13 protein-coding genes are annotated in these 12,677 nt (G+C 58.8%); 9 read left to right on the plus strand and 4 right to left on the minus strand.

From position 1 onward, the window contains the following. Positions 1 to 4: 4 nt before the first annotated feature. Positions 5 to 1,036: a TauD/TfdA family dioxygenase gene (locus tag AC07VX_RS22845; RefSeq protein ID WP_493167079.1), complete on the minus strand. Its 1,032-nt coding sequence runs from the start codon at positions 1,034 to 1,036 to the stop codon at positions 5 to 7. A gap of 93 nt (positions 1,037 to 1,129) precedes the next feature. Between AC07VX_RS22845 and AC07VX_RS22850 the strand changes: the two genes are divergently transcribed. The 4 genes from AC07VX_RS22850 to AC07VX_RS22865 all read left to right on the plus strand — a co-directional run bounded on the left by AC07VX_RS22850 (position 1,130) and on the right by AC07VX_RS22865 (position 6,471). Further along, a complete protein-coding gene (locus tag AC07VX_RS22850) occupies positions 1,130 to 2,161 on the plus strand; it encodes a hypothetical protein (RefSeq protein WP_493167078.1) in 1,032 nt (343 codons plus the stop codon). Between the two features lie 5 nt (positions 2,162 to 2,166). Further along, the gene (locus AC07VX_RS22855; protein WP_493167077.1) at positions 2,167 to 5,505 is read left to right on the plus strand and encodes a UvrD-helicase domain-containing protein; all 3,339 of its coding nucleotides are present in this window, start codon (positions 2,167 to 2,169) and stop codon (positions 5,503 to 5,505) included. 262 nt (positions 5,506 to 5,767) lie between these two features. Beyond that, complete coding sequence (locus AC07VX_RS22860) at positions 5,768 to 6,085, plus strand: DUF4148 domain-containing protein (protein ID WP_493167076.1); 318 nt, start codon at positions 5,768 to 5,770, stop codon at positions 6,083 to 6,085. Between the two features lie 167 nt (positions 6,086 to 6,252). Further along, a complete protein-coding gene (locus tag AC07VX_RS22865; protein ID WP_493167075.1) occupies positions 6,253 to 6,471 on the plus strand; it encodes a GDCCVxC domain-containing (seleno)protein in 219 nt (72 codons plus the stop codon). Positions 6,472 to 6,537: 66 nt separating this feature from the next. Here AC07VX_RS22865 and AC07VX_RS22870 read toward each other — a convergent pair whose 3' ends face one another. Then, on the minus strand, positions 6,538 to 7,107 hold the full coding sequence (locus tag AC07VX_RS22870) for a TetR/AcrR family transcriptional regulator (RefSeq protein ID WP_493167074.1): 570 nt from the start codon (positions 7,105 to 7,107) through the stop codon (positions 6,538 to 6,540). Positions 7,108 to 7,251: 144 nt separating this feature from the next. On the opposite strand from AC07VX_RS22870, the gene AC07VX_RS22875 reads away from it, so the two are divergent. The 4 genes from AC07VX_RS22875 (at position 7,252) to AC07VX_RS22890 (ending at position 10,274) form a co-directional block, all read left to right on the plus strand. Further along, the gene (locus tag AC07VX_RS22875) at positions 7,252 to 7,629 is read left to right on the plus strand and encodes a DsrE family protein (protein ID WP_493167073.1); all 378 of its coding nucleotides are present in this window, start codon (positions 7,252 to 7,254) and stop codon (positions 7,627 to 7,629) included. A gap of 51 nt (positions 7,630 to 7,680) precedes the next feature. Further along, a complete protein-coding gene (locus AC07VX_RS22880; protein WP_493167072.1) occupies positions 7,681 to 8,595 on the plus strand; it encodes a pyridoxamine 5'-phosphate oxidase family protein in 915 nt (304 codons plus the stop codon). Between the two features lie 240 nt (positions 8,596 to 8,835). Then, positions 8,836 to 9,507 carry a PDR/VanB family oxidoreductase gene (locus AC07VX_RS22885; protein ID WP_495122025.1) on the plus strand — a complete coding sequence of 224 codons (672 nt, stop codon included), beginning with the start codon at positions 8,836 to 8,838 and terminating at the stop codon, positions 9,505 to 9,507. A gap of 128 nt (positions 9,508 to 9,635) precedes the next feature. Beyond that, complete coding sequence (locus AC07VX_RS22890) at positions 9,636 to 10,274, plus strand: pyridoxamine 5'-phosphate oxidase family protein (protein WP_493167070.1); 639 nt, start codon at positions 9,636 to 9,638, stop codon at positions 10,272 to 10,274. 126 nt (positions 10,275 to 10,400) lie between these two features. On the opposite strand, the gene AC07VX_RS22895 is transcribed toward AC07VX_RS22890, so the two are convergent. Together AC07VX_RS22895 and AC07VX_RS22900 are read right to left on the minus strand one after the other, a co-directional pair. Further along, entirely contained in the window at positions 10,401 to 11,489 is a 1,089-nt protein-coding gene (locus AC07VX_RS22895; protein WP_493167069.1) for a LysR family transcriptional regulator, read from the minus strand. A 101-nt stretch (positions 11,490 to 11,590) separates the two neighbouring features. Then, on the minus strand, positions 11,591 to 11,875 hold the full coding sequence (locus AC07VX_RS22900) for a glutaredoxin (protein ID WP_493167068.1): 285 nt from the start codon (positions 11,873 to 11,875) through the stop codon (positions 11,591 to 11,593). A gap of 222 nt (positions 11,876 to 12,097) precedes the next feature. Here AC07VX_RS22900 and AC07VX_RS22905 point away from each other — a divergent pair, with 222 nt between their 5' ends. Further along, positions 12,098 to 12,673: a TetR/AcrR family transcriptional regulator gene (locus AC07VX_RS22905; protein ID WP_493167067.1), complete on the plus strand. Its 576-nt coding sequence runs from the start codon at positions 12,098 to 12,100 to the stop codon at positions 12,671 to 12,673. Positions 12,674 to 12,677 lie beyond the last annotated feature (4 nt).

The following is a 12,677-nucleotide window of genomic DNA, read 5'->3' on the forward strand; positions in this document are numbered from 1 at the left end:
GCGCCTATGGGAAGAGGACGTGCGGAGGCTTGGCGCCAAGGTGGCGCTTGTGGGCAGGAAGATTTGATGTATCGAGAGCGTAGGTGCGCAGCAGCCACCTAGACTGCCCACCGACCTCGTCGCCGACCTCCCCTCGGCCGTGCAGGCCAAGGCGGTTATTGACGACAAGCACGTCCCCCGGCTCGATGACCAATGCAGAAGCGCATTCATTGCAAGCAGCTTCGAAGTTGTTGGATGCACGCTCGGCTGGACCGCCGGGTTCCGCTGCAACAACGGTGCTATGGCTATATCGAACGTAGGTTCCGTTCGCGAAGTCTTTCAAAACCGGCTCTTCGAGCGCCACCAGTTCCCGAGTGAGGATGCGCTTCATCCCCTGAACAAAGGTCTTCTGTGACCGAACTGAGTACTGCCGCTTCTTAAGCTCTTCGACGTCGTCCGCAGTCAGGCGCTCCAGGACCGCGGCTAGCGGCATCACCGTAGTCGGAACGGCTTTGGGATTGCGCAGCCCGACCAGGGTCACGAGGTCTGGTGACGGGGCGATGCGTTTGTCCTCGTACTCATCGCCATTGAACGGGAAACTGACGGCATCAGTGTGGCCACGCATGCTCTTCTTGGACTTTTCCGGGAACGCTCCTTTCCCAGGCATTGCCACAAGGTTCACGAAGAGGCTGCCATCGTTCTCGGCTCCATAGGACACCGTTTCAAGCCCCACCACACCGTGAACCGCGAGCGCGGCGGCTCGTCCGGCAAGAGTTCCCGCAATGTCGGGCACAGGCGCAAAGCCCAGCGGGGTGTCCACCAGCGCGTCTGCAGCAAAAATCCCTTTGAGATGGCAATAGGGTGCTTCGAGGACCAATGCTCGAACCTCTGCTGATGTAACGCCAATGGAGAGAAGCTGCTGCTGAACAGCCAGGCCCAGGACCGCGCTTAGCGTTGCGGGGTTGGCCATCTCCACCAGTTGCCTGGCGGGCAACGTCGTCTGAATCCAGTCTTCCACAACGGCCCTGACGGCCGCAGCAAGTGCGGTCTGCGTCATCCGCGTTCTCCCTAGGGTTGATACATTATTGATACGTGACTACACTGTCGTCAAGAGGCAGCCGTTTGCCTTGCAATGCCATGGAGGGCGCCCATGAAACTCGCTCCTGACCCGATGGGGACCGCTGAGGGAAGAGCGATGCTGGACCAGCTACCGGACCTCTATTTCGCTGTCCTAAAGGGTACGCGAATTGAGCAGGAAGCTAATGCAATAGTCCATTGCACGTTTGAGCTGCCAGTCTTAGGAAAACGGACGAAGACTGCGGCCACGGCCAGAGAGGCCATCCGCGCAGTTCTTCTTGAGCTGACAGAAGAGCTAACCAAGACACCTGCAGACCAATGGCCTGCGGAATGGCATCGGTTTTCGCCCTCTTCGCACGAACAAGGTGGCTTGGATGGCGCAATGCTGAAACCGGAACGGTTTCAGTCGAAGCCACGACAAGTCACGATTGGAGTCACGATGCCTCTAAGTCTCAAAGCTTCTCTACAGCGCGTTGCCGAACAACAGCGGACCAGCTTCGCTGAGGCCGCCCGACAGTTGGCCGCCATCGGGTTTGAAGACTTCGATGAGCGTACTTTTTCCGAGGCATCAGACCAGTTGCTCGCATCCTTCTCTTCTGAGCTTGGGAAGTGGCCCCTTGCCGAAACAGAGCAAGTCATGCTCAGACTCGACCCACATTTCGCTGTGCGCCTTCGCTCAGCAGCAAAGGAATATCGGCGGTCCGCTTCTGAGTTTGGCGCCATGTGCCTAGCCCACGGGCTGGTTATGCAAACACAGCTTGTCGAGCTCGAGCGCAAGGTTGCGGCAGTGCAAGGCGCGGCCATACGCACGTTGGCCCCAAAGGTTGGCCTAGGAAAGCACGTTGCACTTCTCTCAAGCGTGCTCGCGGGCACAGTTCGTGCGCCGAGGGCTGTGCTACAGCATCTCTGTGAAGCCTTCGAGAGCTCGGAGGTCGCGCTTTCCGAGCTCTTCAGACTCTCTTTCGAAAGTAGAGCAGTGCCTGCGTTCAAGGCAGAAAACGGAAAACCTCAGGTTGCCCGTTCCCCAACCCCATGGGCTGACGCGGTCAGGTCTCTGAACCTTCCAGCAGACCAAACCTCGGAGCTCCTGCAGCTCGACGAATAGAGCACATGAATCCATTCCAGCGTGCTCGGGACGAAGCCAGAGCAACCCGAGAGACCCTTGCACCGGGGAGAGCTGGCGCCGCGATAGGGGCCCGGGAATTGCTCAGTGCAGTCGAGGACAGGCTTGGGCTAGCTATCGAGCCCGTCGACCCATCGTATCCAGACCTGGGCGACGGTAGCGCCGTGCTACAGCGCGAGCAGAAGTTCATCTACGTCAGCAACGAGATTCCCCTTTGGGGTGATGAGTTCTGCGGACTCGTTGCTCACGAGCTCGGTCACTGGTTCCTGGACGCAACCAAGGCTCCCTCAACCGTTGCCCGTCTGAAGACGCTGTTTGGGAGCGACGGTTCACCGGCCGTTCTGAAGGTCGAGGCGTACGGAGCGCGAGAGCGACAGGAACTCCAAGCCAACGTCTATGCCAGGGAACTGCTACTTCCACGGCAAGTGGCTCGCAGCCTTGCCTCCAGCGGCGCAGGTCCATGCAAGGTTGCCAAAGACCTCGGCATTCCGCTTGAGTTCGCTCGTCAGCAGATGCTTGACGCCCTGCTGCTTCCGGACGCTGAGTCCGTCACCGGCGCGCTAAATCCACCGAGTCCTGACCAACTTGCGGCCGCGCGAGCAGAAGAACGCGCGGCCAACGTAGTCGCGGGCCCAGGAACTGGAAAGACGTCGACGCTCATCCATCGAGTCAAGCATCTGGTGGAAGAGAAGAACGTAGACCCGAGTCAGATTCTGGTTCTGACATTCACCAACAAGGCCGCGTTCGAGCTGGTCGAGCGACTGCGCAGTGCGGGCATCGAGGGAGCGGCCGACATTTGGGCGGGCACTTTCCACGCCTTCGGACTCGAGTTCCTGCGCAAGTTCCACCACCGGTTCAACCTGGAACCCGACCTACGCGTGGCAGACCGTCTGAACTCGTTGACAACACTGGTCGCTGGATTGCCGCAACTAACGTTGAACTATTACCTGAGAGTCGAAGACCCCTATGACTGGCTCAGTCCCGTCGTTGACGGCATCAAACGGCTTAAGGAAGAACTGGTCTCCCCGCGTGAATACGGCGACTACATCACACGACACCCGGCGGAAGATGCTGAGCTTCAGCGGCGCCGCCTGGATGTCGCGACGCTCTACGAGGCCCATGAAGCACTATTGGCTCAGCAGAGGACAATTGATTTCGTCGACCTTATTGCAAAGCCAGCACTGGCGCTGAAGGCGGGTCGTGAGCCCTTCGCAGAATTCACAGACCGGTTTCAGCACATCCTGGTCGATGAATACCAGGACGTCACTCAGGCCATGGTGGAGCTCCTGCGGCAGTTGGCGCACAAGAAGTCAATCTGGGTTGTCGGCGACGTTCGGCAAGCCATACATCATTGGCGTGGCGCCTCGCTGAAGAGCCTCCTTAAATTCGACGCCGAGTTCAAGGTCCACGCTGGCGGCACAAAGATTCAGCGCTATGCGTTGGACACCAATCGACGAAGTTCCAGCGAGATTCTCGAGCTAGTTCAGGTTGTAGGGCGCCAGCACAAGCTGGAGTCAACCATGCCCCTTGACAGAATGACTTCGGCCAAGGGGCCATGCGGGGAATTGCCCAAAGTGGTGACCTGCGCCAAGCGCAGCGAGCTCGTCGACGCCGTCATCGAGAACGTGCTGACCCTGAAAAGAGACGGGGTCGACTACGGGCGCCAGGCAGTGCTGTGCCGGAACGGCAACGATGTGCAGCAGACCGCAGAGGTGCTGGCGGCGCGAGGAATCCCTGTCGTCTACATCGGAGAACTGGCGCAGCGCGTCGAAGTGAAACGGCTGCTTTGCCTGATGCAGCTACTCGTCGAGCGCCAGCCGAGAGCACTCTTGGGACTGATGGACGTGCCCGGCTTGGCCATGGCCGCGGCGGACATACAGCTTTTACTGAAGGCAGCCGACGATAACCCGGCGTATCAGAGAGGCCGATGGCTGACCGTGCCCCCACCTGGCCTCTCAGCGCAGGGGCGGAATGTCATCACGGAACTTGCGCGGCTGGTTAAGGGCTACCGCCATAGCTCCAACCCGTGGGCGTTCGTTTGCGACCTCCTTCTTGAGCACCGATTTGGATTGCCCGCACATGCGGACCAGTCCGTTTCCGCGTGGGTGATACGCATTGCGCTGTGGCAGTTTGCGTATGCCGTTCGCAATGGCGATGGTGAAATGAAGGAAGCACGACTGTCGCGCTTCCTGATGCGGCAACGCCTGCGCCAGCGCATCGGCGAGAGCTACGTCGACCGAGAGCTGCCACCCGAGGCAGGCGCTCTTGACGGCGTACGGCTATTGACGGTTCACGGCAGCAAGGGGCTCGAGTTCGATGCGGTTCACGTTGCTTATGTCAACGCTGGAAGTTACGGCGCACAAATCCCGTCTTGGACTCCAGCAGAGAATGTATTGGATATCGTCCCACCGGAAGCACTTGGCAGCAGCAAGGATGAGTACGACGACGAGGCTGCCGTCGAACGCAACAACCTCCTCTATGTCGCCGTCTCGCGAGCGAAGCGCCACCTCCACATCTATCAGGAGAACGAGTTCGGCGACGAAACACTTGCCCCGCAGCTTCAATATGCTCCCGGGAAGTTCACGCCATCTCGTTACGTGGGGTCAACGGTCAAGGTCGCTGCTGCCGAGCCGGTGCGCGCCTTCAGGCCGTCCGGCCAAATGCCTTTTGAGCACTTCGATACCTATACGACTTGTTCGCTTCAGTACTGGTACGCTCATGCGGCCGGGCTTAGGAGTGAGGCGGATATTGACACTTCTCTGCGAGCGCGCTGGGCTGTAATGAACGCAATGAAGTCAGTGGCGTCAGGTGTCGGCGGTGACCCGGATGCTCAGCTGCTGTCAGCTTGGGAGTTGGCGAGGCTACCGAGTCATGTCGAGGACCCATCTCTGTGGCGAGACGCGAATCTGGCGTTCGTCCGCGGCGTCGAGCTGATGAGGGTCATTCTGGAGGAGGGCGGCCGGTTCGCCGAGCCAACCGCCCTCGTTGGTGGCGTCAGCGTCCAGATGCCATGGGGCTTTGTGATTGAGGGACCGCAATCAACCGAGTTCGCGATGATGCGCTTCTCGCGTCGTCGCGTTTCGGACATAAAGACTGTTCTGAAACCTTTCGTTCCTGGTCTCAACTTGCCGGGAACGAAGAAGCTCACGCTCAACTATGTGCTCTCTGACAAAGTGGACGACGTACCCGGCGGAAAGAAACTTGAGGCAACCAAGTCCTTCAAGTCCGCGGTTCGTCTGCTCGCGGGAGATAACCGACCAACAAAAGGTCGGCACTGCAGTCGCTGCTCTTACATGACTCTATGCCCCTCCGCACCTGCCTTGTAGGCAGTGCGACCTCTTGGCCATTGAGGGTCAACGGGTAAAAAGTTCTGACCGTTCGTCTTTAACGGCACGCCCCCAGGCCTTGTCGCTTGTGCTGCAGACATTCACCCCATCGTGGCATGCGAACCTGGTCACGGCTCGGGAGTGAATGGCATGTTGGCACGCCGAGTCAAGCTTACCGTACGCACGGGCAACTTTTCTGATGCCGCCTGGCGCAAATTCCGTACCGTCATTGGCAATCCGCCAATCAGTACGGAGTTTTACCATGCATCTGCCTATCATCAGTATGGCCATTGTTCTCATTGCCTCCAGCGCCGCGCCGGCACAAGCCTTAACGCGTCAAGATGTCGTGAATGAACTTGCGAGGGCCCGCTCAAGTGGGGAGCTGACGTTTTTGAACAGTGAGCATCCGCAAGCCTTCAGTCGCTCCGTGACTGGCGGCAAGCCAGTTTCCCGGTCTGAGGTGCTGGCCGAACTCGCTCGAGCACGCGCCAACGGTGAGCTTGCCGCACTAAACAGCGAAAACGCGGGCCATATCTCGTCGCCCACTAAGCCGAATCGACGCACCTCCAAGTCCTCTTGAGTTCGTCTGACGCGGCTCATTGATGCCGGCCGAACGGGGCGCCTCCGCCTCTTGCGGCCTGGCGCTCCGTGAAACTCGCGGCGAGTCAGCCTGCGCGAGTCGGACCGCTGCAGCTCAAGATAGCCCCCCTCTTAGTTTCATATTGGCTCTCATTGGAGCGTGAACTCATGCCAGCCACTCAGCTGAAATCTACGATTGCCTGCCCCAAATGCGGGCACCTCTCGGAACATGAGATGCCCACTGATGCCTGTGTTTGGTTCCATCACTGCGAGAACTGCAACGCAGTACTAACACCCGAGGGCTCGGATTGCTGCGTTTTCTGCTCATACGGGAGCGTCAAGTGCCCGCCAATCCAGCGAGACAAGCAGCCAGCCTGCGACTGCTAGACATCGCAAAAGGGAAGATTGCCTCTCCCTGAAGTCGCTGGACGACCGTATCTCACTAAGAGAGGGTCAGCGAAGCAAAAGTTCCTCAGGCAGCTCTTTCAGGAAGGTTCGAAACGGCCGCGTTGTTCCAAGGCCGCGTGAGACAACCAGACTTCCTTGCAATCCCACCATTGCACGCTGCGCACGAAGTCTTGCCGTCGGAGGCTCAATTCCTGCCTCAACCAAGACTGAAGACAGCGTACTAACGAACGCTTCAATGATTTCCTTGACGGTGGCCCCAAAAGGGGTTGGAGAAGCTCTTCCCATCGAAAGTACATTGAGCAAACAGTCTTGCTCGCCACCGGAATAGAAGCCATTGAGCCCGCGGACCATGCCAGCGATTCGCTCGGCAGGAGCTGAGCTGCCAGCCCTTAGCGGAGCAAGGAGGTTGGCTTCCAGCCACTTGCCAGTGTGCTGTAACACCTCCTCCGCCATCTGCTCTTTCCCTCCCGGGAATCGGTGGTAAAGGCTGGCTTTGTGCAGACCAGCCGCGCCCGCAAGCGTTGACAGCGTTGCCCCGTCGTAGCCGATATCGCGAAAGACTGCCCCGAGTCTACGAAGTAGCTCGGCATCACCTACTGAAGACTTCCTACCCAAGGGGCCTCCTAGAACATTGACACCGGGAGTTCCGTTGTCTAAACCAAAAGTCTCCCAGGCGTTGACTGCAAGTCCAGCGCACTGGCATGCTTAGTTTACCGAACGTTCGGTAATTTTGAAACCTTTCCTTCTGTGGAGAAAAGCATGTCCAAGACTGCTGTTGTTGTGTATTCCGACCCGAAGGCTGGTTCCGAGGAAGCTCTCGGCCGCCTGTTCAACGCGCTGTTCGTTACGTACGAACTGCAAGAGAAGAAGCAAGAAGTCGCCCTGATTTTCCAAGGCGCTGGCGTCCGTTGGGCCAGCGAACTGGCTAAGCCGACCCACCCGGCCCACCCGCTGTATGCCGCGGTGAAGGACCGTGTGGCCGGCGTCTGCGGCGGATGTGCTGACGTCTTCGGCGCGACCGAAGACATCAAGGCGGCCGGCGCCAAGCTGGTCTACGAAAAGGCAATTCCCGGGACCTCTGGCATTGTGGACCTGTCCAAGTACCTGGACAACGGATACCAAATCCTGAACTTCTAAGAACGTCGGTTGACGGCCTTCACTGAGGCCGCCAACCCTAAGGGGCTTCCCATGGACGAACCATTCCACAACGGCGAGATTGCCCTCCAAGAACTAACCGGAGAGCGCGATAAGGCCATCCTGAACGGAAGGCTGATTGGATTTACCGTCCCTGCGGCGGCACGCGCTTTCGTCAGTCAGCAGACTTACTGCGCCTTGGCTTGGACTGATGACGCCGGTGTGCCGTGGGTGGCCCTCATTGAAGGTCAGAAGGGCTTTGCACAGAGCAACGCTGATGGCAGCATGGTCAGCATCAGCCACAGCGGAAGGTACTTGCCCTGGCCTGTTGATACCACCCGAATTGCCGAGGAACGGAGGGTCGGCATGCTGTTCCTCGAGTTCGCCACTCGGCGTCGGCTGCGTGTGAACGGAGTAGTAGCTCACATCAATGCTGATAGCTTCCAAGTATCTGTCCAGGAAGCCTTCCCAAACTGTCCCAAATACATCCAAAAGCGAACAGCCTCTGTCGCTGAGTCAGCTCAGCTTCCCTCTGGAGGAGCTCACGGTGCACACGGGGTAGGCGTGCCACACGACATGGCGGCCTGGTTGAAGACCGCCGACACCATGTTCGTTGCCAGCCTTCATCCTGAGCGCGGCGTTGACTGCTCCCACAGAGGAGGGAGCCCAGGATTTATGAGGCTTGACGAGGATGTAATCCGAATCCCTGACTACCCGGGCAACTCAATGTTCGGGACGCTCGGAAACATCAGCGTCAACCCGCAGGCTGGCCTTTGCATACTGGACTTCGAGCGAAACCTGCAGCTGCAGTTGACTGGGCTCGCCCAGCTTCAGTTCGGCAACACGCCGTCGGAGGAAACCGCAGGCACCGGTCGCTGGTGGACGTTCCGACCGCAACGTTGGTCGGTATCACCCCTTGTCTCCCACTTCCAGTGGGAACTCAAGGAAGCATCACCATACAACCCTTAAGCTATGAAGCTCGTCGTAGTCGACAAGTCTCAACTGGCCACTGATGTCGTGCGAGTCGCCCTAGCCTCGGTTGACGGCGAGCCACTTCGCCCATTCAGTCCAGGCTCACACATCTCCGTAAGACTCGGCGCCATTGAGCGGCGGTACTCCCTCACCTCTACGGACGCAGGGCAGTACGAGATTTGCGTGCAGCGAGCGAAGCCGAGCCGGGGTGGGTCTGACTATGTGCACGACACGCTCATGCAAGGCTCGACCATCGAAGTCGAGGGGCCATTTAATGGGTTTCCCATGCAATCCGGCGCGTCACACAGCGTGCTAATTGCGGGGGGAATCGGCGTGACGCCATTTTTCACCATGGCGCACGAGTTGCTGAGCCAAGGCTCCAGCTTCGAGGTTCACTATGCGGTTCGCTCTCGCGACCGACTGCTTCCTGTGGAGCGACTTGGCGACCGCCTGGCTACCTATGTTGAGGATGAGGGGTCGACCATCAACATCGAGCAGGTCTTGGCGGCCGCCCCCTCCGGGTCAACGTTTTATGCCTGCGGTCCGCACGGAATGCTGGAAGCCATTCGCTTAGCCGCAGGGGCTCGAGGCATTCCTTCTGCATCCGTACGCATGGAAAGCTTTGGGGCAACCAAGAAGGCATCTGACTCGCCCGTCGATGTCTATCTCAGCCTAAGCGACACCAGATTTCGCGTCGAGCCCGGTCAGTCCATCCTGAGCGCAGCGCTTGAGGCTGGAGCGTGGGCCACACATGAATGTAACCGTGGCGAATGTGGCTCCTGCTACGTGCGCGTGCTTGGGGGCACAGTGGAGCATCGTGACGTCTGCCTTACCTCCGAACAACGAGCTCAAGGTATGTGCACGTGCGTGTCCTGGGCAAAGAGCCCCGGACTCATCCTAGAGCTGTAGCGGCCCGTCACCCTCGTACGGACACGCTCTGCACTTCGCTGAAGCGTGCTGCCCAGCAGCCTTGCAGCTCCTTCCGTCTTCGGCTAGACGGCAGCCGAGGTCATTGTTAAACACAAGGAACCCCACCCATGCCACATGCATTTGCGAGCATTGCGTTTACGCAATCTGTCAAGGACGCGCAGACACAGGAAGGAAGCAGAGAAGACTATGCGCGCGGATTCGAATTTGAAGGCGTAACCGTCGGGAACGAACTCGGCGAAGTGGAGGCCGCCTTCATCGAGGCGCAACGAAGCTTCTACATGGCCACGGTCTCGGAAACAGGATGGCCTTATGTGCAGCACCGTGGGGGGCCACAAGGCTTCCTACACGTCGTCGATGCCCAAACTATCGCTTTTGCCGACTACTCTGGGAATCGACAGCTTGTCAGCGTTGGAAATCTTTCCGTCAACGACAGGGTTTCAATCATCCTGGTGGACTACGCGCATCGCGTGAGACTGAAGATTCTCGGCCGCGCAAGGTTGCTGGACCTTTCTAAAGCCGAGCCTCTCGTAGTTGCCCACTACAGCTCAGGCTACGTGGCCGAGCCCCGCCGCATTATCTCCATCACAGTCGAGGCATTTGATTGGAACTGCCCTCAGCACATTCCCGTGCGCGTTGACATCGAACATGTCGAAGCCATGCTTCGCGAGCGTGACGCCCGCATCACATTATTGGAGGAGCGGCTATCTGCGCGCGACACGGGAGCACTTGACCCAACTGCTTCTTAGGCCACATCAAGGCTGCCTGGCGCCGGTGAAGCACAACGTGCACAGCTGAGGCTGGGTCTGTTTATGGCCGAATCATGGTTCCGGTGCACGCAAAGTCTTCTGCCTACAGCCGGGTCTCCAGATGCTTTATTGGGCATCGGCATGCGGCGGCAGACTCCAATCATCCCTCCGCCGGGTCTTGCGCTGCTTGTCTTGAATGCTGTTACCGCTTGGAATGACCCGCAAGCTAGGCCGAAGACTAGCGATGGGCGCTTCGTGATATTGCGAGACGCCTTCCGTTGAAGTCGATGGACTTGCATCCTTGCTTTTCTTAGGCCGGTTCAATGACTCGTCGGCCTGGAGGCATTCGACCGCGAGGTCGATGAACGCTCGAACCTTCTGGCCGACCAGGCGGGTCCCCGGATAGACGAGACTCACCGGCTCCGGTGCAGGCTCAGATTGCTCAAGAACGACGCGGAGCACTCCGCGCTCCAGCTCATCAGCGACCTGATAGTCGAGCACCTGCGTTATGCCGACCCCTGCCACCGCAGCGGAGATTGCACTAATGTCGGACGTCGTCGATAGACGGGGCTTAATGCGAATTGAGGCCGCTCGGGCACCTTCTCGGAGGCGCCACTCCGGAGTCTGGAAGACACTCGATGAGAAGATGGTCGCGTGGTTCACCAAGCCCCGTGAATTCAGAGGAGCTCCAAATCTATTTAGATAGCTTGGCGCTGCAACCAGAACACGGCGGACCTCTCCAACCCTCACTGCATGAAATTCTGAATCTGGCAGTGGCCCAATCCGAAGCGCCACGTCGACACTCTCGCCAATTATGTTGACGTCTCTGTCGAGGAACAGACACTGCGCGTTGACGCCGGGATACCGCGCCAGGTAGTTCGTTAGTAGCGGCGCCAGAAACCGCACGCCGAACATCGGCGGCGCCGCGACGGTAAGTGTTCCGGACAGACTCAGATGAGCCACTGCTGCAGCTGCAGTTGCCTCATCGACTTTGGCAAGAATGCGCCTGCAGTCATCCGCGTACCGCAGACCCGCATCCGTAGCCCGGACATTGCGCGTCGTACGTGTTAAAAGCGGCACGCCGAGGTGAGTCTCGAGCTCGGCCACCGCGCGAGTCACCATCGAGGGCAACAGGCTTAACTTGCGCGAGGCATTGGCGAATCCCCCGCTGTCCACTACGGCAACAAAAACGGCCATTGCCTTTAGACGGTCCATCGAGCACCTCCAATGACGGGGTGGCAGGAGCCACTATTCGCGTCCAGCAGCCGACTGGCTCGGCTGCGCCCCCCACTGCCGCCGACCAACGCGGGCCGAAGCTAGGCCGCCTTAAGACCGAGAATTCGGTCAAGCTCGCCCAGCATGTCAAGGCGATTCAAGTCATCAAAGCCACCGATGTGGCGTCCGCCGATGAAAATCTGAGGAATTGTCCGAGCTGTCGGTAGGCGCGCCGACATGTCCGCACGGTAGTCTGGGTGACTTACATTGAACTCGGAGAACTCGACACCCTTTCTCTCGAGCAGCGCCTTGGCCCGGTGACAGTAAGAGCAGTGGCTTCCAGTGAAGACTTCGACAAGAGGACTCGGTGTGTTTGCGAGAATCATTTTTTACCCTTAGGCGATGGAGCCTGGCCTATGCTCGGCAATCGAGACTGTGATTGCCGCAGAGGAAATCTACGATGCAACACCCATCCTGTGGATACCAAGCGTCTCGCAAGAGTGCGCTCACATCTCGGTCGGCCTGCGAAGACGACTCAGGCGCTCATCGCATACGCTAAACACCGTCTTAGTCACCTGCCGACGACACGAAGGAATGCATTTCGTACCATGCCAGCCCCAACCCCTGCTTTAGCCGATGCCCCACGAGACCGTATCCTCCATACGGCCGCTGGCCTGTTCTACCGGGAGGGAGTCCGCTCAGTTGGCATAGACCGAATCATCTCGGAGGCAGGGACTGCCAAGGCGACGTTCTACCGGCATTTCAAGTCGAAGGACGACCTGGTGCTGGCCTACCTCTATCGGCGTCATGAACTGTGGATGCAGTGGTTCAGCGACAGTCTCGCAAGGTTCTGTGGGAAGAATGGCCCCTCTCTGAAGCAAGTCGCTTACGTGCTTGCTGAGTGGTTTAAGGAGCCCGACTTTCGGGGTTGCAGCTTTATCAACGTCCTGGCCGAGGGGGCGCACACGGGCGAAGTTCTCAGCCTTGTACAAAGCCACAAAGCGGAACTCCAAAGCCTACTGGAGTCACTTGCCGAAAGTTGCGGTCACACGAGGCCTTCTATGGTCGCAGAGGAAGCGCTCATGATTGTCGAGGGCGCCATTGTTCGCGCGCAGATGACTCATGAGGAGAGCGTGATAGCCGTAGCCGCACGCCTCCTGGCAAGACTGGACGCTAGAGCGTAGGGCG

The sequence above is a fragment of the Roseateles sp. GW821-FHT03B02 genome, assembly GCF_059421025.1.